This is a genomic window from Stutzerimonas sp. S1 (assembly GCF_025966695.1).
Lineage (GTDB): Bacteria > Pseudomonadota > Gammaproteobacteria > Pseudomonadales > Pseudomonadaceae > Stutzerimonas.
In genome coordinates, this window is record NZ_JAOEIY010000001.1 from 307,710 (window position 1) to 334,219 (window position 26,510).

Annotated in this window: 27 protein-coding genes; 17 read left to right on the forward strand and 10 right to left on the reverse strand. The window is 65.5% G+C overall.

Going from position 1 to position 26,510, the window contains the following annotated elements:
* Nucleotides 1-67 precede the first annotated feature (67 nt).
* The 9 genes from urtB to ureC all read left to right on the forward strand — a co-directional run bounded on the left by urtB (nt 68) and on the right by ureC (nt 8,590).
* Nucleotides 68-1,639 carry an urea ABC transporter permease subunit UrtB gene (gene urtB / locus N8H22_RS01430; protein ID WP_264588845.1) on the forward strand — a complete coding sequence of 524 codons (1,572 nt, stop codon included), beginning with the start codon at nt 68-70 and terminating at the stop codon, nt 1,637-1,639.
* On the forward strand, nt 1,636-2,715 hold the full coding sequence (gene urtC / locus N8H22_RS01435; protein WP_264588846.1) for an urea ABC transporter permease subunit UrtC: 1,080 nt from the start codon (nt 1,636-1,638) through the stop codon (nt 2,713-2,715). The genes urtB and urtC overlap by 4 nt, the downstream gene beginning before the upstream one ends.
* Nucleotides 2,712-3,563, forward strand: coding sequence for an urea ABC transporter ATP-binding protein UrtD (gene urtD, locus N8H22_RS01440; RefSeq protein WP_003283036.1), 852 nt, complete (start codon nt 2,712-2,714; stop codon nt 3,561-3,563). The genes urtC and urtD overlap by 4 nt, the downstream gene beginning before the upstream one ends.
* Nucleotides 3,564-3,694: 131 nt before the next feature.
* Nucleotides 3,695-4,393 carry an urea ABC transporter ATP-binding subunit UrtE gene (urtE, locus tag N8H22_RS01445; RefSeq protein ID WP_264588847.1) on the forward strand — a complete coding sequence of 233 codons (699 nt, stop codon included), beginning with the start codon at nt 3,695-3,697 and terminating at the stop codon, nt 4,391-4,393.
* A 219-nt stretch (nt 4,394-4,612) separates the two neighbouring features.
* Complete coding sequence (locus tag N8H22_RS01450; protein WP_264588848.1) at nt 4,613-5,446, forward strand: urease accessory protein UreD; 834 nt, start codon at nt 4,613-4,615, stop codon at nt 5,444-5,446.
* A 169-nt stretch (nt 5,447-5,615) separates the two neighbouring features.
* On the forward strand, nt 5,616-5,918 hold the full coding sequence (gene ureA, locus N8H22_RS01455) for an urease subunit gamma (protein ID WP_264588849.1): 303 nt from the start codon (nt 5,616-5,618) through the stop codon (nt 5,916-5,918).
* An 11-nt stretch (nt 5,919-5,929) separates the two neighbouring features.
* Complete coding sequence (locus N8H22_RS01460; RefSeq protein WP_264588850.1) at nt 5,930-6,484, forward strand: GNAT family N-acetyltransferase; 555 nt, start codon at nt 5,930-5,932, stop codon at nt 6,482-6,484.
* Nucleotides 6,481-6,786, forward strand: a complete 306-nt coding sequence (locus N8H22_RS01465; protein ID WP_264588851.1) for an urease subunit beta — start codon at nt 6,481-6,483, stop codon at nt 6,784-6,786. The genes N8H22_RS01460 and N8H22_RS01465 overlap by 4 nt, the downstream gene beginning before the upstream one ends.
* Nucleotides 6,787-6,889: 103 nt before the next feature.
* Nucleotides 6,890-8,590 (forward strand): urease subunit alpha, encoded by a 1,701-nt coding sequence (gene ureC / locus N8H22_RS01470; RefSeq protein ID WP_264588852.1) that lies wholly within the window; start codon nt 6,890-6,892, stop codon nt 8,588-8,590.
* A 31-nt stretch (nt 8,591-8,621) separates the two neighbouring features.
* Here the strand turns inward: ureC and N8H22_RS01475 are convergent, their stop codons facing one another.
* Together N8H22_RS01475 and N8H22_RS01480 are read right to left on the reverse strand one after the other, a co-directional pair.
* On the reverse strand, nt 8,622-9,065 hold the full coding sequence (locus N8H22_RS01475) for a hemerythrin domain-containing protein (protein WP_264588853.1): 444 nt from the start codon (nt 9,063-9,065) through the stop codon (nt 8,622-8,624).
* 82 nt (nt 9,066-9,147) lie between these two features.
* Nucleotides 9,148-9,414: a DksA/TraR family C4-type zinc finger protein gene (locus tag N8H22_RS01480; RefSeq protein WP_264588854.1), complete on the reverse strand. Its 267-nt coding sequence runs from the start codon at nt 9,412-9,414 to the stop codon at nt 9,148-9,150.
* A gap of 243 nt (nt 9,415-9,657) precedes the next feature.
* Between N8H22_RS01480 and N8H22_RS01485 the strand changes: the two genes are divergently transcribed.
* Nucleotides 9,658-10,368, forward strand: coding sequence for a TorF family putative porin (locus tag N8H22_RS01485; RefSeq protein ID WP_264588855.1), 711 nt, complete (start codon nt 9,658-9,660; stop codon nt 10,366-10,368).
* Between the two features lie 2 nt (nt 10,369-10,370).
* On the opposite strand, the gene N8H22_RS01490 is transcribed toward N8H22_RS01485, so the two are convergent.
* Nucleotides 10,371-11,234 (reverse strand): oxaloacetate decarboxylase, encoded by an 864-nt coding sequence (locus N8H22_RS01490; RefSeq protein WP_264588856.1) that lies wholly within the window; start codon nt 11,232-11,234, stop codon nt 10,371-10,373.
* A gap of 122 nt (nt 11,235-11,356) precedes the next feature.
* A complete protein-coding gene (locus N8H22_RS01495) occupies nt 11,357-12,226 on the reverse strand; it encodes a DMT family transporter (protein ID WP_264588857.1) in 870 nt (289 codons plus the stop codon).
* Nucleotides 12,227-12,397: 171 nt separating this feature from the next.
* On the opposite strand from N8H22_RS01495, the gene N8H22_RS01500 reads away from it, so the two are divergent.
* The 5 genes from N8H22_RS01500 to N8H22_RS01520 all read left to right on the forward strand — a co-directional run bounded on the left by N8H22_RS01500 (nt 12,398) and on the right by N8H22_RS01520 (nt 15,801).
* Complete coding sequence (locus tag N8H22_RS01500; protein ID WP_264589321.1) at nt 12,398-12,883, forward strand: GNAT family N-acetyltransferase; 486 nt, start codon at nt 12,398-12,400, stop codon at nt 12,881-12,883.
* Nucleotides 12,884-13,032: 149 nt separating this feature from the next.
* Nucleotides 13,033-13,533 (forward strand): urease accessory protein UreE, encoded by a 501-nt coding sequence (ureE, locus tag N8H22_RS01505; RefSeq protein ID WP_264588858.1) that lies wholly within the window; start codon nt 13,033-13,035, stop codon nt 13,531-13,533.
* Nucleotides 13,534-13,553: 20 nt separating this feature from the next.
* Nucleotides 13,554-14,228 (forward strand): urease accessory UreF family protein, encoded by a 675-nt coding sequence (locus N8H22_RS01510; protein WP_264589322.1) that lies wholly within the window; start codon nt 13,554-13,556, stop codon nt 14,226-14,228.
* A gap of 357 nt (nt 14,229-14,585) precedes the next feature.
* The gene (gene ureG / locus N8H22_RS01515; protein ID WP_151320346.1) at nt 14,586-15,200 is read left to right on the forward strand and encodes an urease accessory protein UreG; all 615 of its coding nucleotides are present in this window, start codon (nt 14,586-14,588) and stop codon (nt 15,198-15,200) included.
* 28 nt (nt 15,201-15,228) lie between these two features.
* A complete protein-coding gene (locus N8H22_RS01520; protein WP_264588859.1) occupies nt 15,229-15,801 on the forward strand; it encodes a HupE/UreJ family protein in 573 nt (190 codons plus the stop codon).
* Between the two features lie 20 nt (nt 15,802-15,821).
* On the opposite strand, the gene N8H22_RS01525 is transcribed toward N8H22_RS01520, so the two are convergent.
* The 6 genes from N8H22_RS01525 to N8H22_RS01550 form a co-directional block, all read right to left on the reverse strand.
* Nucleotides 15,822-16,064 carry a DUF2789 domain-containing protein gene (locus N8H22_RS01525; RefSeq protein WP_264588860.1) on the reverse strand — a complete coding sequence of 81 codons (243 nt, stop codon included), beginning with the start codon at nt 16,062-16,064 and terminating at the stop codon, nt 15,822-15,824.
* Between the two features lie 80 nt (nt 16,065-16,144).
* On the reverse strand, nt 16,145-17,617 hold the full coding sequence (amn, locus tag N8H22_RS01530) for an AMP nucleosidase (RefSeq protein ID WP_264588861.1): 1,473 nt from the start codon (nt 17,615-17,617) through the stop codon (nt 16,145-16,147).
* A gap of 196 nt (nt 17,618-17,813) precedes the next feature.
* Nucleotides 17,814-19,325 (reverse strand): succinate CoA transferase, encoded by a 1,512-nt coding sequence (locus tag N8H22_RS01535; protein WP_264588862.1) that lies wholly within the window; start codon nt 19,323-19,325, stop codon nt 17,814-17,816.
* 535 nt (nt 19,326-19,860) lie between these two features.
* Nucleotides 19,861-20,973, reverse strand: a complete 1,113-nt coding sequence (locus N8H22_RS01540) for a hypothetical protein (protein ID WP_264588863.1) — start codon at nt 20,971-20,973, stop codon at nt 19,861-19,863.
* A gap of 57 nt (nt 20,974-21,030) precedes the next feature.
* Nucleotides 21,031-22,677, reverse strand: coding sequence for an acyl-CoA dehydrogenase family protein (locus tag N8H22_RS01545; protein WP_264588864.1), 1,647 nt, complete (start codon nt 22,675-22,677; stop codon nt 21,031-21,033).
* 146 nt (nt 22,678-22,823) lie between these two features.
* Entirely contained in the window at nt 22,824-24,827 is a 2,004-nt protein-coding gene (locus N8H22_RS01550; protein ID WP_264588865.1) for a hybrid sensor histidine kinase/response regulator, read from the reverse strand.
* A 214-nt stretch (nt 24,828-25,041) separates the two neighbouring features.
* Between N8H22_RS01550 and N8H22_RS01555 the strand changes: the two genes are divergently transcribed.
* Nucleotides 25,042-25,836, forward strand: coding sequence for a bifunctional hydroxymethylpyrimidine kinase/phosphomethylpyrimidine kinase (locus N8H22_RS01555; protein ID WP_264588866.1), 795 nt, complete (start codon nt 25,042-25,044; stop codon nt 25,834-25,836).
* Between the two features lie 14 nt (nt 25,837-25,850).
* Nucleotides 25,851-26,492, forward strand: coding sequence for a thiamine phosphate synthase (gene thiE / locus N8H22_RS01560; RefSeq protein WP_264588867.1), 642 nt, complete (start codon nt 25,851-25,853; stop codon nt 26,490-26,492).
* Nucleotides 26,493-26,510 lie beyond the last annotated feature (18 nt).

Sequence of the window (26,510 nt, forward strand, 5' to 3'; positions counted from 1 at the left end):
TCATCCGCCTGCCCACCGCCGCCAGCTCCGCCAAGAGAGCACGCGGCGCCCCTTGGGGAATGCACAGATGAACACTGCCCTGCACCGATTATTGCTGCTGCTCCTGCTCGCCCTGCCCTGGGCGGCACAGGCCGGAGACGCGGCCGACTACGCCAAGGCCAGCCCAGCCAAGCAGGCCAAGCTGCTTGAAGACTGGTCCGTCGCGCCGGTTCCCGAGCGGCTTGAGCTGATCGAAGCGCTGCGCGCCAGCCGCGTCGTTATCGACCAGAACAAGACACCCTTTATCGAGGACAACGGTGCCTACCGTGCCCTCGAAGGCGACGCCGAGCCGGTCGGCACGCCGAAGAAGCTGCGCCTGAACAACCGCCTGCGCGGCCTGCTCAACACGGCACTGGCCAGCCACCAGCTGTTCGCCGAAGACCCGGCGCAGCGTCTCGCTGCGGCCAAGCGCCTGCAGCGCAGCGGCCAACCGGAACAGCTCGAGCTGCTTCAGCAGCGCCTGGACGCCGAGGACGATGCCGCCGTCAGTGAAGCGCTGACCCTGGCGTTGGCCAACCTGCAGCTGACCGCGAGCGACCCCGCCGTGCGCCTCGCCGCCGTGCGCCTGCTCGGTGAAACCGGCGCGCCGCTGGCGCGGGTAAGGCTGGAAAACCTGCTGGCCGACGAGGCGGAGATCGACGACAGCGTGCGCAAGGCCGCCGAGACCAGCCTTGTGCAAGTCAAACGCAAACTACTGATCGGCGAACTGCTCGGTCAGGCGTTCAGCGGTCTGTCACTGGGCTCGATCCTGCTACTCGCCGCCCTCGGGCTGGCGATCACCTTCGGCCTGCTCGGCGTGATCAACATGGCCCACGGCGAGATGCTGATGCTCGGCGCCTACACCACCTACATGGTGCAGGTGCTGATGGCGCGGCTCGCCCCTGAGGCCCTCGCCTTCTACCCGCTGGTGGCGCTGCCGGTGGCCTTCTTCGTCACCGCCGCGATCGGCATGGCGCTGGAACGCACGGTGATCCGCCACCTCTACGGCCGCCCGCTGGAAACCCTGCTGGCGACCTGGGGCATTAGCCTGATCCTGATCCAGCTGGTGCGCGTGCTGTTCGGCGCGCAGAACGTCGAGGTCGCCAATCCGGCCTGGCTCTCCGGTGGCCTGCAGGTGCTGCCGAACCTGGTGCTGCCGTACAACCGCATGGTGATCATCGGCTTCGCGCTGTTCGTGGTGCTGCTGACCTGGCTCTTGCTGAACAAGACGCGCCTGGGCCTGAACGTGCGCGCGGTAACGCAGAACCGCAACATGGCCGCCTGCTGCGGGGTGCCCACCGGGCGCATCGACATGATGGCCTTCGGGCTGGGTTCCGGCATCGCCGGGCTCGGCGGCGTGGCCCTGAGCCAGATCGGCAACGTCGGCCCAGACCTCGGCCAGAGCTACATCATCGATTCCTTCCTGGTGGTGGTGCTCGGCGGTGTCGGCCAGCTGGCCGGCAGCATCTTCGCCGCCTTCGGCCTCGGCATCGCCAACAAGATCCTCGAACCGCAGATCGGCGCCGTGCTGGGCAAGATCCTCATCCTCGCGCTGATCATCCTCTTCATCCAGAAGCGTCCGCAGGGGCTCTTCGCTCTCAAGGGGAGGGTCATCGATTGAACCAGCCACTTACCCTCACCGCCGCGCAGAAAGCCGGGCCGAAAGCCACGGTCATCGCCCTCGGCGTGGCGCTCGCCGTCCTCGTCGCCATGCCGCTGCTGCATCTGCTGCCGGCCGAGCATGCCCTGCACGTCTCGGCCTACACCCTGACCCTGGTGGGCAAGATCCTCTGCTACGCCATCGTCGCCCTGGCGCTGGATCTGGTCTGGGGTTACGCGGGGCTCCTGTCCCTCGGCCACGGCCTGTTCTTCGCCCTCGGCGGTTACGCCATGGGCATGTACCTGATGCGCCAGAGCGCCGGTGACGGCCTGCCGGCATTCATGAGCTTCCTCGCCTGGAACGAGCTGCCCTGGTACTGGTATGGCACCTCGAGCTTCCTCTGGGCCATGTGCCTGGTGGTGCTGGTGCCCGGCGTGCTGGCCTTCGTGTTCGGTTTTTTCGCCTTCCGCTCGCGGATCAAGGGCGTGTACTTCTCGATCATGACCCAGGCGCTGACCTTCGCCGGCATGCTGCTGTTCTTCCGCAACGAGACCGGCTTCGGCGGCAACAACGGCTTCACCGATTTCAAGACCATCCTCGGCTTCTCGATTTCGGCGCCGGCGACCCGCGCCACGCTGTTCCTCGCCACTGTGGCGCTCCTGGCCGGCAGCCTGTACCTGGGTGTCCGCCTGGCGCGCAGCAAGTTCGGCCGGGTGCTCACCGCCCTGCGCGATGCCGAGAACCGGCTGATGTTCTGCGGCTACGATCCGCGCGGCTACAAGCTGTTCATCTGGACGCTGTCGGCCGTGCTCTGCGGCCTGGCCGGTGCGCTCTATGTGCCGCAGGTCGGCATCATCAACCCCAGCGAAATGGCACCGACGCAATCCATCGAGGCCGCCGTCTGGGTCGCCCTCGGCGGGCGCGGCACGCTGATCGGCCCGCTGCTCGGCGCCGGCATCGTCAACGGCATGAAGAGCTGGTTCACCGTGGCTTTCCCCGAATACTGGCTGTTCGCCCTCGGCGCGCTGTTCATCGTCGTCACCCTGTACCTGCCCAAGGGCGTCATCGGCCTCATCAAGCGGAGGGGCGAAGAATGAAAACCGTACCCTGCAGCGCCGTCATCGACGGCTTCGACCCCACCGGCGGTGGCCTGACCCGCGATGCCATCGGCCTCGGCCGGGTCGCCGAGAAGGGCCTGGACGTACGCCACGGCACCATCCTCAGCCTGGAAGACATCAACGTCAGCTTCGACGGCTTCAAGGCGCTGACGGATCTCAGCCTGTACATCGGCGTCGGCGAGCTGCGCTGCATCATCGGCCCCAACGGCGCCGGCAAGACCACCATGATGGACGTCATCACCGGCAAGACGCGCCCCACCAGCGGCAGCGCCTGGTTCGGCGAAACCCTGGACCTGACCCGCATGAGCGAGGTGGACATCGCCCAGGCCGGCATCGGCCGCAAGTTTCAGAAGCCCACGGTGTTCGAGGCGCTTTCGGTGTTCGAGAACCTGGAGCTGGCGCAGAAGACCGACAAGTCGGTATGGGCGAGCCTCAGGGCCAGGCTTTCCGGCGAGCAGAAGGACCGCATCGACGAAGTGCTGGAGACCATCCGCCTCGGCCAGTCGCGTCATCGCCCGGCCGGGCTGCTGTCCCACGGGCAGAAGCAGTTCCTCGAGATCGGCATGCTCTTGATGCAGTCGCCGCAGCTCTTGCTGCTCGACGAACCGGTGGCCGGCATGACCGATGCCGAGACCGAATTCACCGCCGAGCTGTTCAAGTCCTTGGCGCGCAAGCATTCGCTGATGGTGGTCGAGCACGACATGGGCTTCGTCGAGACCATTGCCGACCACGTCACCGTGCTGCACCAGGGCCAGGTGCTGGCCGAGGGTTCGCTGCAACAGGTGCAGGCGGATGAGCGGGTGATCGAGGTGTATCTGGGCCGTTGAGCAAAAAGGGTGGATGGCTTCGGCCATCCACCCTACGCCCACCGAATCGTAGGGTGGATAACGCCGCAGGCTTATCCACCGAAAACGGCGCAGCCTTTTCCACGCGTCACGAAAGAAACAAGGACATCGACATGCTGCAAGTCCAGCAACTGCACCAGTACTACGGCGGCAGCCATATCCTTCGCGGCCTCTCGTTCGAGGCGAAGGTCGGCGAAGTCACCTGCCTGCTCGGACGCAACGGCGTCGGCAAGACCACCCTGCTCAAGTGCCTGATGGGCCTGATCCCGGCCAAGGAAGGCGCGGTGAACTGGGAAGGCAAGCCGATCACCGGCTTCAAGCCGCACCAGCGCGTGCGCGCCGGCATCGCCTACGTGCCGCAGGGGCGCGAGATCTTCGGCCGCCTGACCGTCGAGGAAAACCTGCTGATGGGCCTGTCCCGTTTCAGCGCCAGGGAAGCCAAGGAAGTCCCCGAGTTCATCTACGAGCTGTTCCCGGTTTTGCAGGAAATGAAGCACCGCCGCGGCGGCGACCTCTCCGGCGGCCAGCAACAGCAGCTAGCCATCGGCCGCGCACTGGCGAGCAAGCCGCGCTTGTTGATCCTCGACGAACCCACCGAAGGCATCCAGCCCTCGGTGATCAAGGAGATCGGCGCGGTGATCAAGAAGCTCGCGGCCCGCGGCGACATGGCGATCCTCCTGGTGGAGCAGTTCTACGACTTCGCCGCTGAACTGGCCGACCGGTACCTGGTGATGAGCCGCGGCGAGATCATCCAGCAGGGCCGCGGCGAAAACATGGAAGCCGAAGGCGTACGTGGGCTGGTCGCGATCTGATCGGCCAGCGCACCAAAACGGCGCATCCGGCACTCGACGCACCAGCCCGAAGCACAAACGCGTCAGCCAGAGGCGCCTGATCAGGAAGCCAACTCGCGGCGAAAAGCGCTGCAGCGCCGAGCTATCAGGCCGCGCCACAGGACGACGCACCAGGGCAGCGCACAACAGGCACGGCGATTGCTCTGCTTTCCTGACCGACAGATCGAAAAGCCTGCGCCCATGAACGCCCCTGCACCGCTGTTCACCCCTCACTGGCATGCCGAGCTCGAGCTCGGTTATGCGCTGTGCGCCGGCGCCACGCGGCCGGTACTGCGCCGCCACAGCGGGCCGCTACGGGTGCAGAAGCATCTGTATCCCGAGGGGCCGGAGGTTTGCCAGCACATCATCGTGCACCCGCCGGGTGGCATCGCCGGCGGTGATCGGCTGGATATCTGCGCCACGGTCGCTGCCGGTGCCTGGGCGCAGCTGACCAGCCCCGGGGCGGCCAAGTGGTATCGCGCCGCCAGTCCGGCCTTCCAGGACCTGCAGCTGCGCGTCGAAGCCGGCGCCACGCTGGAATGGCTGCCGCAGGAGACCATCATCTACTCCGCCGCGCAGGCCGAGCTGAATACACGCATAGATCTCGAAGGCGATGCGCGGCTGCTCTACTGGGACATGGTCGCGCTGGGTCGCCCGGCGGCAGGCGAGCGCTTCGACGCCGGGCATTTTCAGGCGCGCCTGGATATTCGCCGCGATGCCCAGCTCATCTGGCACGAACGCCAGCGCATCGCCGGCGGCGACGGCCTGCTGCATTCGCCGATCGGCCTCGACGGGCGTTCGGTGTTCGCCACCTTGATCGTCAGCGGCGAAATCGATGCCGACCTGATGGAGCGCTGCCGTGAATTACCCGGCCGCGTGCGTGGTGATCTGACCCAGCTGCCCGGCCTGGTGGTCGCGCGCTGCCTGGCCGACGAAGCGCTGCATGCACGCGCCTGGCTGATCGCATTGTGGCGACTGTTGCGCCCCGAACTGCTGGGCCGCGAGGCGGTACCGCCGCGAATCTGGAGTACCTGAATGATCGGTGGGCAAGGCTGCGCCGTTGCCCACCCTACGCTGGCACGCCGGCGTGCGCGCACTATCTGGTAATCGTAGGGTGGAAAACCGCGCAGCGTTTTCCACCGATACGGACCGAAGAACAACACGACGGGCGCGGCATCGCTCCCGTCAGCGACTGGAAGCCACGATGGACCTCACACCCAGAGAAAAAGACAAGCTGCTGATCTTCACCGCCGGCCTGGTGGCCGAGCGCCGGCTGGCCCGCGGTGTGAAGCTCAACTACCCGGAAGCCATGGCTTACATCTCCGCCGCGCTGCTCGAAGGCGCGCGCGACGGCCGGACGGTCGCCGAGCTGATGCACTTCGGCACCACCCTGCTCAGCCGCGAACAGGTGATGGAAGGCGTGCCGGAGATGATTCCGGAGATCCAGGTCGAGGCCACCTTCCCGGATGGCACCAAGCTGGTCACCGTGCATCAACCTATTCCCTGAAACGCGGGTCAATGTCTACTGCCCACGACCTTGAACCGTTCTTGAAGGAAACCAACGTGCAGATACGTGACGCCCTGGACACCGACCTCGAAGGCATCCTGCAGATATACAACGACGCGGTGCAGAACAGCACGGCGATCTGGAACGACCACTGCGTCGACCTCGCCAACCGCCGGGCCTGGCTGGCCGAGCGCCACGCGCAGGGTTACCCGGTGCTGGTGGCCATCGACGAGCTGGGCCAGGTGGCCGGCTATGCCTCTTTTGGGCCCTGGCGCCCGCATGACGGCTTTCGTCATACCGTGGAGAACTCGGTGTACGTCAGCCCCGACCACCGCGGCAGCGGCATCGGCCGCAGCCTGATGCAGGCGCTGATCGAGCGCGCCCGGCAGCTGGAAAAGCACGTGATGGTCGCCTTTATCGAAAGCGAGAACCGCGCCTCGGTGCATATGCACCAGCAGCTCGGTTTCATCCATGTCGGCCAGATGCGCCAGGTCGGCTGCAAGTTCGGCCGCTGGCTGGACCTGACCATGATGCAACTGACCCTGAACGGGACGTCCCAACCATGATTCCCGGCGAATACCAGATCCAGGACGGCGACATCGAGCTCAACGCCGGCCGCCGTACCCTGACCCTCTGCGTGGCCAACAGCGGCGACCGGCCGATCCAGGTCGGTTCGCACTACCACTTCTTCGAAACCAACGACGCCCTCACCTTCGATCGCGCCGCCACGCGCGGCATGCGTCTGAACATCCCGGCCGGCACCGCGGTGCGTTTCGAGCCGGGGCAGAGCCGCGAGGTGGAGCTGGTCGAGCTGGCCGGCGAGCGCCGGGTATTCGGCTTTGCCGGGCGGGTGATGGGCACGCTCTAGAGGCACAGCGCTTTTCGTAGGGTGGAAAACGCCGAAGGCTTTTCCACCGTGGAACCAGATCGGTGGATGGCTCCGGCCATCCACCCTACGCGAGACGATACGGATGAAGATTTCCCGCCAAGCCTACGCCGACATGTTCGGCCCCACCGTTGGCGACAAGGTGCGCCTGGCCGACACCGAGCTGTGGATCGAGGTCGAAAAGGACTTCACCACCTATGGCGAGGAAGTGAAGTTCGGCGGCGGCAAGGTGATCCGCGACGGCATGGGCCAAAGCCAGCTGTGCGCCGCCGAGGTGGTCGATACCCTGATCACCAACGCGCTGATCCTCGACCACTGGGGCATCGTCAAGGCCGACGTGGGTCTCAAGGACGGCCGCATCGCCGCCATCGGCAAGGCCGGCAACCCGGACATTCAGCCCGATGTGACCATCGCCATCGGCGCCGCGACGGAAGTGATCGCCGGCGAAGGCATGATCCTCACCGCCGGCGGCATCGACTCGCACATCCACTTCATCTGCCCGCAGCAGATCGAAGAGGCGCTGATGAGCGGCGTCACTACCATGATCGGCGGCGGCACCGGGCCGGCCACCGGCACCAACGCCACCACGGTGACGCCCGGCCCCTGGCACATGGCGATGATGCTCAAGGCCGCCGACGCCTTCCCGATGAACATCGGCTTCACCGGCAAGGGCAACGCCTCGCTGCCCGAACCGCTGATCGAGCAGGTCAGGGCCGGGGCCATCGGCCTCAAGCTGCACGAGGACTGGGGCACCACCCCGGCGGCCATCGACAACTGCCTGAGCGTCGCCGACCAGTACGACGTGCAGGTGGCGATTCACACCGACACGCTGAACGAGTCCGGCTTCGTCGAGACGACCCTCGGCGCGTTCAAGGGCCGCACCATTCACACCTACCACACCGAGGGCGCCGGCGGCGGCCACGCGCCGGACATCATCAAGGCCTGTGGCTTCGCCAACGTGCTGCCCAGTTCGACCAACCCGACCCGGCCGTTCACCAAGAACACCATCGACGAGCACCTGGATATGCTGATGGTCTGCCACCACTTGGACCCGAGCATTGCCGAGGACGTGGCCTTCGCCGAGAGCCGGATTCGCCGCGAGACCATCGCCGCCGAAGACATCCTGCATGACCTCGGTGCCTTCTCCATGATCAGCTCCGACAGCCAGGCCATGGGCCGCGTCGGCGAGGTGATCACCCGCACCTGGCAGACCGCCGACAAGATGAAGAAGCAGCGCGGCGCCCTGCCCGGCGACGGCGCGGGCAACGACAACTTCCGCGCCAAGCGCTACATCGCCAAGTACACCATCAACCCGGCGATCACCCATGGCGTCAGCCACGAGGTGGGCTCGATCGAAGTGGGCAAGTGGGCCGATCTGGTGCTCTGGCGCCCGGCGTTCTTCGGCGTCAAGCCGACGCTGATCCTCAAGGGCGGCGCCATCGCCGCCAGCCTGATGGGCGACGCCAACGCCTCGATTCCCACACCGCAACCGGTGCACTACCGGCCGATGTTCGCCAGCTACGGCAGCTCGCTGCATGCGTCGAGCTTCACCTTCATCAGCCAGGCCGCCTTCGAGGCCGGCGTGCCCGAGCAGCTGGGCCTGAAGAAGAGGATCGGCGTGGTGAAGGGCTGCCGCCAGGTGCAGAAGAAGAACCTGATCCACAACGACTACACGCCGGACATCCAGGTCGACCCGCAGAACTATCAGGTGCGCGCCGATGGCCAGCTGCTCTGGTGCGAGCCGGCCGAGGTGCTACCGATGGCGCAGCGGTACTTTCTGTTCTGATCATGCTCCCGCCCGTGCACGCAGGAGGGCCTCAGCGCCCTTCCTTGAGCGCGGCATACTCATCCAGATAGGCCTTGGCCAGCCGCTCCTTGTCGTTGTCGTCGAGCAGCTTGCCGGCCATCTGGAAAAACTTGTGCTCCTCTTCCTCGAGGTGATGCTCGACGGTCTCGCAGAGCTTCTTCGCCAGCGCCAGCCAGGCGGGGCTGCTGAATTCAAGCGCCTCGAGCTCCTCGATCATCTCGTCCATCTCGTGATGCTCGGCGATGGCGTGGCGCGACAGGTCGACGCCCAGGTCGTCCTGCATCAACGGGATATAGAAATGCCGTTCCTCGGCGGTCTCGTGCGCTTCCAGCTCGGTCTTGAAGCCATCGAACAGCTCATGGCGCTCCGGTGAGTCGCCGGAGGTCTGACACAGTTTGGCGGCCAGCTCGCGCTGGATCTCGTGGCTCTGGCGCAACGCTTCGAAGATGGTCATCAGTCAGTCCCTATTTTCCATTGGTGACAGCCTTGGACCCTCCGGCACGGCGCCGGTGCCTTGCCAGGCGACTATGCACAGCTCAACGCAGCTGGCTGTCCTTGCTGCCCCGGCGGTTGTAGCCGCTGAAGCGGGCGTCCTGACGATCCTGTTCGCGCTGGCAGTTCACGCACAGCCGTACCCCCGGCACCGCGCGGCGGCGCGCCTCTGGAATGGCGGCGCCGCATTCTTCGCAGTGCGCCAGGCTATCGCCCTGCCCCAGCTTGCTGCGTGCGCGCTGAACCGCATCGTCAATGGTGCTGTCGATCTGCTCCTGTACCGCGCCGTCGCCTGCCCAGCCATTGGCCATAAGCTTCTCCCGCCTGCCGCTGCGGCAGGCTTGCGTGTGCCACCCATAGTTTCGAGTGTTGCCGATCCGCAGGGTTCGGCAAACCGCCGTCGCGCCGCGAGGCCGCCTGTCGACGGCGGGTGGTGAATCGACAGGCGGACCGTGACCGCCAGGCAGTGCTGGTTATCCTGAACCGCTGAAACAGCGCCTGAGCGTCGTCCCGCGGCGGCTGTTGAACCATGCATTCGTCAGTTTTCGGGGGAAATGATCCGGCCACTCCCGCTCTTCTCCATCGGCCTCGCGCTGCTCGCGGGCTGTACCTCGCCCGGCGAGACGCTGGAGCGCGAGGTGGGCGAGTTCGATCTGCGTCTGGGCCGCGATGCGACCCGCAGCATGGCCCACGGCCTGGTGCAACCGGCCAGCACCGGTGTCTTCCACGGCGGCCTGGACCTGAGCCATGCCAGCGGCTGGTACACCGGCCAGTGGTCGCCCAGTGCCGGCATCAGCGCCGACAGCGAGCTGGAGGTGAACTCCTACCTGGGTTACGCCAGCCAGCCTGTGGCGGACATGCCGGGCTACGAGCTGGGGGTGATTCACTACAGCTTTCCCGGCTTCAGCGAGTGGAACCGCAACCAGTACTACGCCGGGCTGAACCTCGCCGGCCACCAGCTCGGTGCGGCGCTGAGCAGTGCCGCGGAGCGCACCGACAGCACGCTGTACCTCGATCTCGGCAGGGTCACGCCATTCGGCGTCGGCGTCCGCATGCAGTACAGCCACCACGTCCTGGAAACCCCACGCCAGCTCGACGACGGCGAGTCACTGCGGGTATTCGGCGACTGGTCACTGAACCTGTCGCGACCCTGGCTCGGGGGCCAGCTCGATCTTTCCTACAGCGACTCGAGCCTGCGCGGTTGCGACATCCGCCCCGGCTGCGACGGCCTGTTGCAGTTCAAGGCGGAGCGGCCGCTGTACTGAGGCTATTCCTTAACCTGCATGTATTCCTCGGCCCAGACCATGTATTCCGCCGCGGTGGAATATTTCACCGAGAGTTCGGAGGCGCTGAGGTCCGAGGCATCGATCTCGCGCTGCTCGCGCAGGCAATCGTAGGTCGCCTTGATCGCCGCGAAATAGGCCGCGTGGCCGTTGACCACGATGCGCACGCCGAGCGCCGCCAGCCGGGCATTGTCGCGCAGGCGCGGGTTGCCGTAAGTCACCAGCATCAGCGGGATGCGGACCTTATCGGCAACTCGCTCCAGCTGCTCGAAATCCTCGATGCCGACCAGGCAGATAGCATCGGCACCGGCCTTCTCGTAAGCCTCGGCGCGGGCGATCACTTCATCGATACCGATCACCCCGGCGTTAGTGCGCGCGATGATCGCCAGCTCGGGATCGATGCGCGCCTCCAGTGCCGCACGGATCTTGCCGACCGCCTCGAACATGCCGATCAGGTCAGTGGATTTGCGACCGAATTTGGCCGGCAGCAGCGTGTCCTCGATGGTCAACGCGGCGATGCCTGCCCGCTCGAGCTCGATCACCGTGCGCATCACGTTGAGCGCGTTGCCGTAGCCGTGGTCGGCATCGGCGATGATCGGCAGGCGGCTGACACGGCCGATACGCGTGGCCTGCTCGACGAACTCGCTGAGTGTGATCAGCGCGAAATCGGGGGCGGCCAGCACCTGCAGGGAGGCGACCGAACCGCCGAGGATGCCCACTTCGAAACCGAGATCGGCGGCAATGCGTGCGGACATGGGGTCAAACACCGAGGCGGTGTGGTAGCAGTGCTCCGAAGCCAGGAGCTTGCGGAATTCGCTGCGCAAGGAGTGATGGGAAGTTCGCTGCATAAATGGTTACTACCTGAATTGAGCACGCAAGGATCGAGAAGCCCTTGTCGATTCGTTGGAAGCTGCCCGGCGGGTCAAACGACACATTGCCGTGCAGCCGAAGCAGCCGGTCGGCACCGGCGTCAGCGCGGAGCCCCCGGGCGCTGCTGGACATAGGCCATGAACAGGCCGCTGCCGATGATTACCGCCATGCCGAGCAGCGCACCGGGGTCGGGCGCGTGATCGAAGACCAGGTAGCCGACGATCCCGGCGAAGATGATCTGGCCGTAGGTGAACGGCGCCAGGGTCGCGGCGCTGGCGAAACGGAAGGCATTGGTCAGCAGCAGGTGGCCGAGCATGGCCATGCCACCGAGCGCCCCCATCAGCGCCGCGTCGTGCAGCGTCGGGGTGCGCCAGTTGAAGATCACCAGCACGGTCATCGTCACACAGCCGACCAGGCTGGTGAGGTAGTTGCTGGTGACCGGGTGATCGGTCCCGGCCAGGCGTCGCGTGATCAGCTGATAGACGGTAAACGAAAGCGCGGCACCGAACGGCAGCAGTACCGCCGGGGTGAACAGCGCGGAGCCCGGCCGCACGATGATCACCACGCCGAGCAGACCGACGCCCACGGCAAGCCATTGGTTGCGATTGACTCGCTCACCGAGCAACGCCGAAGCGACGGTCACCAGCAATGGCGTCAGAAAGATCACCGCGGTGGCTTCGGCCAGCGGGATGTAGTGCAGCCCGTTGATGAACAGCAGGCTGACGCCGACCAGGCTCAGCCCGCGCAGCAATTGTGGCCACGGGCGCAGCGTGCGGAATACGCGCTGACGCATGCGCGGCACGAACAACGCCGTCATCAGCACGGTCTGCGCGACATAGCGCGCCCAGATGACCATGAACACCGGGTAGATCGCAGAGAGGTGCTTGGCCAGGCCGTCGTGACTGGCCAGCAACAGGCCCGACAGCAGAATCAGCAGAACGCCGTAAAGCGGATGGGAGTGATCGTTCAAAGAAGCCCCGAAAACTTGTTAGCAGCCTAATTATTATGCCTGCAAATACGCCCGCAGTCAGGCGACACCGCCCAGGAGGGCATCATTTGGCGTATGATTACCGGCTTTTTCGCCGGGCCGCACGGCAACCTGCGGCGTATGAGTGATGTTGCGATGTACACGTTAAGACCGATGCAGGAGCACGACATTCCCGCGGTGCTGGCCATTCAGGACGAATGCTATGCCGCCGAGGTGCTGGAAGAGGAAGCGGTGATCCGCTCGCGCCTCGCTGCCTTCCCCCGGCTGGCCTGGGTAGCCGAAGACGAACAGGGTGTATGCGCCTACCTGTTTGCTTACCACTCGCGAGTGGGCAAGGTGACGCCGCTGGATGGCGAGTTCCAGCAGCACGAGGAAGCCGACTGCCTGTACCTGCACGACCTCGCCGTGGCACGCCGTGCCGGTGGCCGCGGTATCGGCCCGGCGCTGGTCCAGCGGAACCTGCAGCAGGCGCAAGCGGCCCAGCTGCGCTATTCGGCGCTGGTATCGGTGCAGGACTCCGCCGCCTTCTGGGCGCGCCAGGGCTACATCGAGCACGAGCAGCTCGAACCGCAGCAGGCCGGCAACCTCGCCAGCTACCAGATCCCGGCGGTGTACATGGTGCGCAGCCTGCACCAATAAGAAGCACGCCTGCGCAATGCCGCCGGCGTACGCACCACAGGCGTGCGCGACCGGCCCCATAATCATGCACGCCCAGGCCAAAACCCGTCTGCCAAGCGGGTTGGCAAGCCGCTTGCTGTGTCCCGGTATCACACGACCGGGACCTTCCAATGCTGGTGATCCACCAACGTACCGCCGCTCGCTCCGAGTGGCAGGCCGAACTCGAACTGACCTACGACGCCCGCAGCAAGAGCCGCCTGCGCTGCTTCAGCCGTAACGGCGAGGAAGTCGGACTGTTCCTCGAGCGCGGCCAGCCACCGCTGCACGACGGCGAATGCCTGCTGGCCAACGATGGTCGGGTGGTACGCGTGCGCGCCCGTCCCGAACGGCTGCTGCACGTCACCTGCGCCAATGCCTTCGAACTCACTCGCGCGGCCTACCACCTGGGCAATCGCCATGTCGCCCTGCAGGTTGGTGATGGCTGGCTGCGGCTGCTCGACGACTACGTGCTCAAGGACATGCTGCTGCAGCTGGGCGCTACGGTGCAGGCTGTCGAGGCTCCATTTCAGCCCGAACACGGCGCCTACGGTGGCGGTCATCATCATTCCCATGCCGGCGAGGCGGAATTCAGCTACGCACCACGCCTGCATCAGTTCGGCGTACGTCCGTGAACGCCGTCGCGACGAGCAGCCTGCATCCGGCCTGGGCACTGCTCCGGCTGGCCAGCCCGCAGCTGCCAATCGGCGGCTACAGCTATTCCCAGGGGCTGGAAATGGCGGTGGAGAACGGCCAGGTGCACGGCCCGGACAGCGCCCGGCGTTGGCTAGAGGATCAGCTGCTGCTCAACCTCGCGCGCTTCGAAGCGCCGCTCCTGCTCGCCCATTGCGAAGCCGCCGTGGAGGATGACTGGCCGCGCCTGTTGCAACTGGCCGCGGAACATCGCGCCAGCCGCGAAACCCGCGAGCTGCAACTGGAGAGCCGGCAGATGGGCTATTCGCTCGGCCAGCTGCTCGACGGCCTGCCGGAGCTCGATCAGCCGGCGCGTGACTGCCTGGCGGCTGCCGGCGAGCCCGGCCTGGCCCTGGCCTGGGCATTGGCCGCCCGCGCCTGGCGCATCCCGCCGACCGAGGCGCTGGCCGCCTGGTTGTGGGGCTGGCTGGAGAACCAGCTCGCCGTGCTGATGAAGACGCTGCCGCTGGGGCAGCAGGCGGCTCAGCGGTTGACTTCGGCGCTGTTGCCAAGCCTCGATGAGGCCGCTCGCATCGCTGCCGAGCGGGCGCCCGAAGATTGGGGGAGCCTGGCGTTCGGGTTGGCGCTGGCGAGCATGGGGCATGAGCGGCAGTACAGTCGGTTGTTCAGGTCATGAGGAGGGCGAGTCCGGCTCTGGCGCCTGTAGCGGTAGGCGCGAGCTCTGCTCGCGAAGCTGCTGGACACGCGCGACGCACTGTATTCGACGAGCCAACGCAAAGGCGTCTCGACCGCGAAACTGTTGGCTTTTTGCCTGAGTGCCAGAGCGCCGCGCTTTACTCGGCGCGAGCGACAGGTTGCGCCAAGGAAATCGCGGCGCCCCACGGAAGCACTCAAGCCACTACCGGCACGCACCGCATCCGCGAGCGGCAAACAAGCTCACCCAACGAATCCCATCCCCCTGCCCCAATCGGCAGCGGCACGCCCTTCGCACCAACCCCAAGGCAGCCACACCGCCTTCCAGAGGAGACCACCCATGAGCACCCAACCCCTGCGCGTCGGCATTGGCGGGCCGGTCGGTTCCGGCAAGACCGCCCTGACCCTCGCCCTGTGCCAGGCCCTGCGCGAGCGCTACAACCTCGCCGTGGTGACCAACGACATCTACACCCAGGAAGACGCCCAGTTCCTCGTGCGTAACGAGGCGCTGGCGCCCGAGCGGATCATCGGTGTGGAGACCGGCGGCTGTCCGCACACGGCAATCCGCGAGGACGCCTCGATCAACCTCGAGGCCGTGGAGCAGCTCAACCGGCGCTTTCCCGGCCTGGATCTGATCATCGTCGAGTCCGGCGGCGACAACCTCTCGGCGACCTTCAGCCCGGAGCTGTCGGACCTGACCATCTACGTGATCGACGTCTCCGCCGGCGACAAGCTGCCGCGCAAGGGCGGGCCGGGCATCTGCAAGTCCGACCTGCTGGTGATCAACAAGATCGACCTGGCGCCGATGGTCGGTGCCTCGCTGGAGGTGATGGATCGCGACGCCCGCAAGATGCGCGGCGAGCGACCGTTCGTCTTCAGCAACCAGAAGGTCGGCCAGGGTCTCGAGGAGATCATCGCCTTCATCGAAAAACAGGGAATGCTCAGCGCCGCCTGATGTTCGCCCACTCATCCAAGGAGTCTTTATGAATCTGCGCAAACCACTGCTCGCCACCCTTCTGCTGCTCAGCCCCGCGCTGGCCCTGGCTCACCCCGGGCATGACCACGCCGGCGTGCTGTCCGGTATCGCTCACCCCGTCTTCGGTCTCGATCACCTGCTGGCGATGGTCGCCGTCGGGCTGTGGGCGGCCCAGCAGACCGGCAAGGCGCGTTGGGCGCTGCCGCTGATCTTCGTCACCACCATGCTGCTCGGCGGCCTCGCCGGCTTTGCCGGTATCGAGATGCCGCTGATGGAAACCGGCATTGCCGGCTCGGTGCTGGCCCTCGGCCTGCTGGTGGCGCTGGCGGTGCGCCCGCCGCTGGCCGTCGCCGCAACATTGACCGCCCTATTCGCCGCCAGCCACGGCGTCGCCCACGGCCTGGAACTGCCGGAGCTGTCCAGCCCGTGGGGTTATGCCGCCGGCTTCATGCTCGCCACCGCGGCGCTGCATGGCGCCGGTTATGCGCTGGTGCGTTACCTGCCGCAGGCTGGCGCGCCGCTGGTGCGTATCGCCGGGGCCGCCTCGGCGCTGACCGGAGCCTGGCTGCTGGCCAGCTGACCATGCGGTGCGGCGCCGTCTCAGTGGTACTGCCGGCGCAGCGCCACGTTGAGGCGGTCGACCACTTCGGCCCAGTCGGCATCCTCGAGAATTTCTTCGCGCAGGAAACTCGCCTGGGCCGGGCTCCAGAATGGCGCGTCGGCCAGGGCTATGCCTTCTGCCAACGGCGAATGACGTTCGATGAACTGCCTGATCGAGACATCGTCGTTGGGCAAGCCCAACTGCTCGAACAGGTTGTGGAAGGCGTGGATCGACTGTTCCATGTGAACCTCCGGTGCTTTCGCGGGAATGAACGCCTTGAGTATCGTCCATTCCCGCGAGAGCGTCGGCGGCATGTGCCGACTCAGCGGAACGGCGGCTCGTCGAAGCTGCGCAGCTTGCGCGAGTGCAGCGAGTTGAGCTGGCTGCGCAGCAGGTCCAGCGCGGTGATGCCGATCTTCAGGTGCTGGCTGACTGCGCGCTCATAGAACGCATTGGCCGAGCCGGGCAGCTTGATCTCGCTGTGCAACGGCTTGTCCGAAACGCACAGCAGCGTGCCGTAAGGCACCCGCAGACGATAACCCTGGGCGGCGATGGTGCCGCTTTCCATGTCCACCGCCACGGCGCGCGAGAGGTTGATCAGCGGTCGCTCCTGCGCCCAGCGCAACTCCCAGTTGCGGTCGTCATAGGTCAGTACGGTGCCGGTACGCAGACGCTTCTTCAGCGCTTCACCCTGCTCGCCGGTGACCTTGGCGGCCGACTCCTGCAGCGCCTGCTGCACTTCGGCCAACGCCGGCAGCGGAATGTGTGGCGGCAGTACGCGATCGAGAATGCCGTCGCGGCGCATATAGGCGTGGGCCAGCACATAGTCGCCAATCGACTGCGACTGCCGCAGCCCGCCGCAGTGGCCGATCATCAACCAGCAGTGCGGGCGCAGTACGGCGAGGTGGTCGGTGATGTTCTTGGCATTGGACGGGCCGACGCCGATGTTGACCAGGGTGATGCCGTGGCCGTCCGCGGCGATCAGGTGATAGGCCGGCATTTGGTAGCGGTGCCACATCACGCCGCCGATGATCGCCTGCGCCTCGCCCTCCTCCATGCCGCGCTCGATCACCACGTTGCCGGGCAGCACCATGCGCACGAAGCGGGTGTCGTCGCGCAGCATGTCCAGACCATGGCGGATGAACTGGTCAACGTAGCGGTGGTAGTTGGTCAGCAGGATCCACGGCTGTACGTGACGCCAGTCGCTGCCGGTGTAGTGCACCAGGCGGCGCAGGGAGAAGTCCACCCGCGCGGCATCGAACAGGGCCAGCGGATAGGGGTCGGCATGCTCCCAGTCGTAGAGCCCGTCGGCGATGTCATCGCAGGCGGCGGACAGATCGGTGCTGGGGAAGACCCGCGCCAGCTCGGCGGCGGTCACGCCGCTGCCGGACAGCTCGTCGCCCTGCTCGATCACATAGGGATAGGGGATGTTGCGCTCGCTGATGCCGACTTCCACCTTGACGTTGAAGTCGTGCATCAACGGGCGCAGCTGGTCGAGCAGATAGGCGCGGAATGCTGCCGGATGGGTCACGGTGACGCTGTAGACACCGGGTGCCTGCACCTTGGCGTAGGCACGGGTCGAGGCCGGTACTTCGCCGTGGCATTCGTAAGTCAGGCGCAGTTCCGGGTAGCGGAACAGGTCGCGCTCGTCCGCGCTTGGCTCGGTGCGGTTGGCAACGTAGCGCTTGAGTGCCCGGTTGAGCGCAGTCGTGGCGCGCTGGTGAAGCTCGGCCAGGTGATCGACCGCTGCCTCGGCAGTGCTGGCGACGGTGAAACGCTGGGTATCGGGAGTCATGCGGCAAGGTCCTGTCTGTGCGAATGGCAGTATCTTGGCCGGAATTCTTGACGAATGTACATGCCGCACGCAGGCCACGGTGCTTGCGCGCAGGCACAAAAAAACCGATGCCGGCTACCCGGCATCGGTTCCTTCGGTTGGTTCCGGCAGCGCCCGAAAACCCGGGCGACTACCAGTCCCGCCAATCAGCTGACGATTACTTGTTCAGCTTCATGGTGCCGTGCTGGGCCAGATGAGTGTGCCAGGAGAAGGCCTTCTCCAGCACGTGCGGGGTGTGCCCGCCGCGGGTCTTGGCTTCCTCGAGGTAATCCAGCGCCTGCTGCTTGTAGTCCGGGTGCATGCAGTTGGCGATGATGCGCTGGGCAGCTTCGGCCGGAGCCAGACCACGCAGATCGGCATAGCCCTGTTCGGTGATGATCACGTCGACATCGTGGTTGGTGTGGTCCACGTGCGTGACGAACGGCACAACGGAGGACACATTGCCATTCTTCGCGGTAGAAGCGGTCACGAAGATGGTGATGCGGGCGTTACGGGCGAAGTCACCCGAGCCACCGATACCGTTCATCATGTGGGTGCCGCTCACGTGGGTGGAGTTCACGTTGCCGTAGATGTCCACTTCCAGCGCGGTGTTGAACGAGATGATGCCCAGGCGACGGATGACTTCCGGATGGTTGGAGATTTCCTGCGGACGGAACACCACCTTGCCAGCGTACTTGGCCATGTCCGAAGCGAGGTTTTCCACGCGCTTCTTGGACAGGGAGAACGCGGTACCGGCGGCGAACTTCACCACGCCAGCGTCGATCAGGTCGAACACACCGTCCTGCAGCACTTCGGAGGCCACCACCAGGTCCTTGAACTCGGAGGTGCGCATGCCGTTCAGCACGGCGTTGGCCACAGAACCCACGCCGGACTGCAGCGGCGCCAGGCTGTTGGTCAGGCGGCCGGATTTCACTTCTGCGCGCAGGAAGTCCAGCAGGTTGTCGGCGATCTTCTGGGTTTCTTCGTTCGGCTCGAACAGCGGCGATGGGATATCCGGCTCGCTGGACAGCACGATGCCGCGCACCTTGGCCGGATCGACCGGAATGCCCACTGTACCGATACGGGTGCTGACGTCGAACACCGGGATGGCTTCGCGAGTGTTCTCGCCGGCGGGACCCGGGATGTAGATGTCGTGCATGCCTTCGTATTCACGCGGAGCGGAGGTGTTCAGCTCGATAATCACGTGCTTGGCGGTCTGCACGAAGATCGGCGAGTTACCCACCGAACCAGTCGGAATGATCTGGCCGTCTTCGGTAATGGCCGCCGCTTCGATGATGGCGTAGTCGACCTGTGGCAGCACGCCCTGGCGAATCAGCTCCGCGGTATGGGACAGGTGCTGGTCGATGTAGAGAATCTCGCCGGCGTTGATCTTCTTGCGCTGGACCGGGTTGCCCTGGTACGGAATGCGCTTGTTGATGATGCCGGCTTCGGCCATGGACTGGTCGGCCGCCGGTCCCATGGAGGCGCCGGTGAACAGATTGACCTTGAATTTTTCACGCTGGCCGCGCTCGGACAGCGCCTTGGGGAACACCTTCGGCTCGCCGAACAGGGTGAAGCCACTCATGCCCAGTGTCATGCCGTCTTCGATCCACGACGCGGCCTCTTCTGCCGGGACAACCTTGTCGAGAAACGCCGCGTTGCGAATGTACTTGTTTAGATCCGTTGCCATGAATTCACCTCTGAAACTCATCGAATGCTCGTCCGTGAAGGCTCTGCAAAGAATTCGCTAGTGCCTGACGAGGCATGGAGACGGCGGCTTCAAGTTCGGAGACAAAACGCCCATGTCTTTTGCCGCTCAATCCGTTGGAACCTCAAAAAATCATGCCGCGCTTGCAACCCCGTACTGTAGTCGCTCGCTGCATTCTAGGGTCCTCAGCTCGTTTGGCTGTTATACGAAGGTACTAGCAAGCCTACGGGACAAAAAGCCCACAGCTGGTATAGACGGGGCAAGAGTAACCAGCAAATCGGCCGGTCCGAACCTGCTAGCACCGCCATACAGCTGCGGCGCACTGTGCGCCAGTCACGCGCCGATATCCAGCCCCGCCCGCCAGCGGCGTGCGGTAGAGCCGCTCGCGACCGTCGTGGCGACTGGCGATGAAGCGATAAGAATCGCTATTCAGCAGCGGAATCCCTGGACTGCGTCGTCCCGGCTCAACGTGGGCAAGCCCCTGTACAACGACGCCCGCTGATGACGCTACCGCCGTTCAAACCGCCAGATCGACCTGCTGCACACTGCCCACCTGGCCATTTTCAAATAGAAACAGCCCGGTGCTCCTGACCCGCCCTTCCAGTTGCTGCTGGGCAATCAGGTCGAAGTCACCATAAGCGCGCGCCAGACCGATGGCACCGACTCCGGCGGAGCGCAGATCAACCTGTCCGCCCGCACCTTGCGCGTCCGGGCGCCACAGGCGGAGTTGTTCGAAGACACTGTCACCTTCGTCAATGAAGCCGTTGCCGTCCTCGTCATACGCGCTCAGGTCGGCGAAGCCATCGCCGGAGAGGGCGCCAAACAGCTCGCGACCGTCATCGACACGACCATTGCCATTGCGGTCCAGCGCCAGGAAGGCGCTGCCGGAGGCAAGACTGGCCAGGCTGTCGCGGTCACCGTCGGCATCGAGGTCGAAGCCGACGCGGTTGCTGGCATCCAGGCGTACCGGGCCGCCCCCGAGGTTGAGCACCAACGGGTCCTGCAATACCGCGCCGGCACGCATCGAAACGCTGGCGCTGCTGTATTGCACGCTGAGCATTTCGAGACTGAGCCCGTACTGGATCGTGCGCCCGTCGGCGGTGTTGACCGTGCCGCTGGCGCTGACGCTCAGCGACTCGCCGCGCCATTCCTGCACGCTGTACTGGTAGTTCAGAAAATCGCCATTCCCAGTCGGCTCCACCAGCGGCATGGCGCCGCCTGCAGATGGCGCCGCTGGCGCTGGCATGGCCAGGCCCGCGGAGAGCCTGTCGAGGGTGGCGTCGATCTCTTCAACCTCGCGCCCCAGCACCGCCAGCAACATACGCAGCTTGCGCAGGCTTTCTTCGTCGGGCGTGAAATCCAGGCTATGTGGGCCGCTCTCCGTGGCGGCGGGAGCCGCTTGCGGCAGGCCGTCAGCCAGGCTCTCCAGCTGTTTCGACGAGATCACCGGACGGTCCTGGGCAAGAAGCACTTCGGCCCGGCTGGAGCTGTTCACTTCGCTGCGCTCATGCCGACTGATCTGCAACCGCTGGCCGCCACGCTGCATGTCCAGTGTCTCGTTGACCTCGCGGCCTGCCGTGTAATGCCGCTCGGCACTCAACCCAAACTGTGCACTTGAGGTAATTCTCATGCCGCAATCCTCCACTCGTTGCCACCATTTCGGCATCACTGAGCAAAAGTTGAGCAATCAACCCAAAGACGGGGCGCTGCGGCTTAGCAGCGCCTGGATATCGAGCCCCTTCGACAAGGTGCCATAAACTCGCCCCCGTCCTTCCAGACGACTGGCGATAAACGCATCACTGACTGCAGCATTACCCGCTTCCAGCAACAGCCCGGCCTGCAAGGCCACGGCAATATCCTCGGTAAGCTGGCGGGCGCGGTACTGGATATCGTCGGGATCGCGCAACGCCGTGCCGAGTCGCTCGATATGCAGCTTCAGGCGCGCGTCGCCATGGCCATCGCCGAGCTCGTCGAACAGCGCGTCGAGCACACCGGCCTCCTTCGACAACGCACGCAGCACGTCCAGGCACTGCACGTTGCCGGAGCCTTCCCAGATGGAGTTGACCGGCGCCTCGCGGTACAGACGCGGCAGGATGGTTTCCTCGACGTAACCGGCGCCACCGAGGCATTCGCTGGCCTCGGCGATCATTTCCGGGGCGCGCTTGCAGATCCAGTATTTACCTACCGCAGTGACCAGCCGGGCGAATCTGGCTTCGCGCTCGTCGTGCAGATTGTCCAGGGCGCGGCCCATGCGCAGGGTCAGGGCCAGAGCGGCTTCGCTCTCAAGCGCGAGGTCGGCCAGCACGTTGCGCATCAGCGGCTGCTCGATCAGCGCCCGACCACCTACATGGCGGTAGGTGCAGTGATGCAGAGCCTGGGTCAGCGCCTGGCGCATCAGCGAGCTGGAGCCGATCATGCAGTCGAAGCGGGTCATGCCGACCATTTCGATGATGGTCGGTACGCCGCGCCCCTCCTCGCCGACCATCCAGGCCAGCGCGCCGCGGTACTCCACCTCGCTGGAGGCGTTGGCCCAGTTGCCCAGCTTGCTCTTCAGCCGCTGGATGTAGAACGCGTTGCGCGTGCCGTCCGGACGATGGCGTGGCAGGAGGAAGCAGGACAGCCCCTTGTCGGTCTGCGCCAGCGTGAGGAAGGCATCGCACATCGGCGCCGAGCAGAACCATTTGTGTCCGACCAGCTCGTAGGCTGCTCCCGGCCCACCAGCGCCGAGCGGATAGGCACGGGTGGTGTTGGCACGCACGTCGGTGCCACCCTGTTTTTCAGTCATGGCCATGCCGATGGTGACGCCGGCCTTCTGCTCCATGGGCAGATTGCGCGGATCGTATTCGCGGCTGAGGATCTTCGGCAGCCAGCGCTCGGCCAGCTCGGGCTGCAGACGCAGCGCCGGCACGCTGGCAAAAGTCATGGTCAGCGGGCAGCTGCTGCCCGCTTCGGCCTGATTGTGCAGATACATCAAGGCGGCGCGCGCCACCTGCGCACCGGGCTGCGGATCGCTCCAGGGCAGCGACGGAATGCCATGCTCGATGGCCGTGCGCATCAGCTCGTGATAGGCCGGATGAAATTCCACCACATCGATGCGATGACCGTAGCGGTCGTGGCTCCTGAACACCGGCCTGTTCTCGTTGGCGAGAAAGCCGGCCGCCATCAGCGGCCCACCGGCAAGCGCGCCATAGGCATCCAGACGCGCGCCGGCCCAGCCAGCCTGGTAACGCTGCACCCACTGTTGCAGCGGCAGGTCGATGCGATAGAGATTGGCGCCGTCGAGCGGCGGCACCTGGTTGGTAACCTCATGAGTTTCGGCGGGGTGCAGGTTCATCGCGGGCTCCTCGATCCGTATCCGTCGTGGCTTGCAGCAAGCTTAGCCGCGCCGGGACAGGTGCCCCTCCACGGGGCCGTATCGGGAAGAGTGAAGCATGGCGCTGGTGGCCGCTGAAGCGGGGTATCGGCCAAAAGGGCCGCGCCTCAGGCAATCGGACCAGGCGTGACGGTACGGGAGGACAGATCGCGGCCGAGGGGGCTGTGCGTCAACAGGCCCACCGTCAGGCGCAGGCGGAAACGACTGCCATGGCCCGGCCGCGAGCGATGATCGAGCTGACCGTCGAGCAGCACCGCCAGCCGCTGGCTGATGGCCAGACCGATACCGAGTCCGCCGTAGCGCCGCGTCAGGGACGCATCGAGCTGCCGGAACTGCTCGTACAGCGAATCGTCGTCGGAGGCACCGAAGCCGATACCGGTATCGATCACCTCGAACTGCAGGGGCAGCTGCAGCGTCGCCGGTCCCGCCTGACTGATGCGCAGGGTGACGCTGCCCTGGCGAGTGAACTTGATGGCATTGTCCAGCAGGTGACCGATGATCTGCTCGAGCTTCTCGGCATCACCGTGCACCAGGTCCGGCAGCGGCCCGTCGAGTTCGACGGAGAAATCCAGCCCCTTGCCATCGGCCCGCGGTGCGAAACGCTGCTGCAGGGCGTCGGTCAGTTCGCGCAGGCTGAACGGTGCCCAATCCGGCTGCTGTTTACCGGCACGCAGCTCGCTGAGCACCAGGATGTTGTTTACCAGACGCAGCATGTCGCGCGACGAGTCGGTGGCAATGCGCAGGTATTGCTGGCGCTCCGCGGGCGTCTCCGACGATGGCAACAGCTCCAGCGCTCCCATCACGCCCATCATCGGCGTGCGCAGCTCATGGCTGATGCTGGAGAGAAACTCGTCTTTCAGCCGGTTGCTTTCCGCCAGTTCGCTATTGAGCTGCTCCAGTTCGGCGCGGGAAGCCTCGAGGATGCTGGCGCGCTCGTCCTTGAGCACGTTGATGCGGTCGGCCAGCGCCATCGACAACAGCACCACCTCCAGCGCCGCGCCGATCTGGCTGGCGTACATGGTGAGGAACATGTGTGGCAGGTAGCCGAGCACCATCAGCGTGTTGATCTGCCCGCCGATCAGCAGCGCGCTCCAGGCGATGATGAAGTAACGCGCCATGCGCATCTTGCGCAGCCAGGCAGCGATACCCGCGGCGAAGATCGCCAGGGTGAACAGCAACGCCATGATCGTCGCCAGGCGTAGCGACACACCGTAATCGGTGAGCAGCGCCAGCAGTATCACCAGCGAACAGAGCCCCATCATCAGCAACAGCAGGCGATCGACCCACGGGCTGTGCTCCGCGGTGCGCAGGAAGCTGCGGGCAAACTGGCAGCCGAACAGCCCCGCCGCGCCGATGAACAGCGGCGTGGCGACATTTGCCCACCAGGGATGATCGGGCCACAGATACTGCAAACCGGCACCGTTGACCGAAATCTGGTAGAGGCCAAAGGCCGCGATATAGAGGATGTAGTACAGGTAGCTGACGTCGCGAATGCTCAGGTAGATGAACAGGTTGTAAACCAGCATCGCCAGCAGCACGCCGTAGATAATACCCAGCACATAGGTATGGCCGGATTGCTCTTCCAGATAGGCATGGGGACTCCAGAGGGTCAGCGGCACCTGGATCGACCCCTGGCTCTGCACCCGCAGATAGAGGCGCTGAGGCTGATGCGGCGCCAGCTCGAGCTGGAACAGGTAATTGCCCTGGCCGATCTCGCGGCTGGACCACGGCAGGGTGTCGCCGGTGCGTCGCGCCAGCCGGTAGCCGCCAGCAGGGTCGGGCAGGTAGAGCTCCACGCTGTCCAGAGGGGGATAGCCCAGCTCCAACAGCCAGCGTTGCGGCCCGCCAGCGGCCGACGGTCGGTAGTTCAGATCGACGCGTATCCAGTAGACAGAGCGCGAATAGCCGCCATTGAGCACGGCGGCGGCGTGCCGGCGAAAACGCTCGTCGAAGTCGGCGGTGCTGACGTCTTCGATATGCGCCTGGCCGCGCAGGTCCTCATAGACGTCCATGACCTGGCCCAGCGGGACGCGCCGGGCATGCTCGTCGAAATCGACAGCCTCTGCCAGCAGCGGCAATAGCGCGAGGATGAACAGGAGAAAATGCCGCATGAAGCCTCGTTAATGCAGGTCGAGACACCTCTGGAACCACCGGTCCAGGACTTCGTCGCGGCTGTCCGTCAAAAGCAAAGTGCCATCAATCTAGCACAGCGCCGTCGGGGTCGATAAATCGCGTCAGCCGGATTATCGCATCACCGACAGCCGCGCGCGCCGACCTGCGGACGCGATGATCCGCGCACACGGTTTGGTGATAAGCTCGCACGCCATGAAAACGCCTACCTCCAGACCCATCGTCCTCTGTCTGTCCGGCCATGACCCCGTTGGCGGCGCCGGCCTGCAGGCGGACATCGAGGCCCTGCTCGCCCAGGGTTGCCACGCCGCCCCGACAGTCACCGCGCTGACCGTGCAGGATACCGTCGACGTCAGCGATTTCCGTGTTCTCGACCGTGCCTGGGTGCTTGCCCAGGCCGAGGCGGTGATCGCCGACGTGCCGATCGCCGCCGTCAAGCTGGGCATGCTCGGCTCGGTGGAAATGGTCGAGACGGTACTGGAGATCATGGCCAAGCTGCCTGGCGTACCACTGGTCTGCGATCCGGTGCTGCGGGCCGGTGGCGGCGGCGCGCTGGGCAAGGACGATGTCGGCTACGCCATGCGCGAGCGCCTGTTCCCGGTATCCACCATCGCCACGCCCAATCTGCCGGAAGCACGCATTCTCGCCGAACTGCCGCAAGGCAGCGCCGATGAATGTGCCGAACGCCTGCTGCCGCATATCCGCCATCTGCTGATCACCGGCGGCCACGGCGACGAGCGCGAGGTGCACAACCGCCTCTACTGTCGCGACGGCAGCCGTCACGACTTCACCTGCGCGCGCCTGCCGGGCAGCTATCACGGCTCCGGCTGCACGCTGGCCAGCACGCTCGCCGGGCGCCTGGCACTCGGCGAGGAATTGACCAGCGCCGTACGATCGGCACTCGACTACACCTGGCGCACCCTGCGCGACGCCGAGGCACCTGGACACGGACAGTACATCCCCCGACGCCTGCCGCTGGATCTGGCCTGACAGGAGTGCTGCGCATGAAGGAATCCACCCAGCTCCGCGGCCTTTACGCGATCACCGACAGCCAGTTGCTGGCCGACGGTCGTCTGCTGCCCTATGTCGAAGCGGCGTTGCAAGGCGGCGCGCGGCTGCTGCAGTACCGTGATAAATCCGGCGACGATACCCGCCGCCTGCGCGAAGCCGCGGCATTGCGTGACCTCTGCGAACGCCACGGCGCGCAATTGATCATCAATGACGACGCCGAGCTGGCCGCGCGCCTGAGCGTGGGCCTGCATCTGGGCCAGGAGGACGGTTCGTTATCCGCCGCCCGCGCGCTGCTTGGGCGCCAGGCAATCATCGGCGCCACCTGCCATGCACAACTGCCACTCGCTGAGCAGGCCGTCACCGAGGGCGCGAGCTATATCGCCTTCGGCCGCTTCTTCAACTCAAACACCAAGCCTGGCGCACCAGCGGCCAGCATCGAATTACTGCAGCAGGCGCGCAGTCGTTTCAGCCAGCCGATCGTCGCCATCGGCGGCATCACGCTGGAGACGGCGCCGCAACTGATTGCCGGTGGCGCCAGTCTGATCGCGGTGATCCACGCGCTGTTCGCCGCCGAAACCGCTGCCGAAGTGCAGCGCCGCGCCGAAGCCTTCACTCGACTATTCAGCAACCCCTGACTCCCGCCCAGGCGGCCG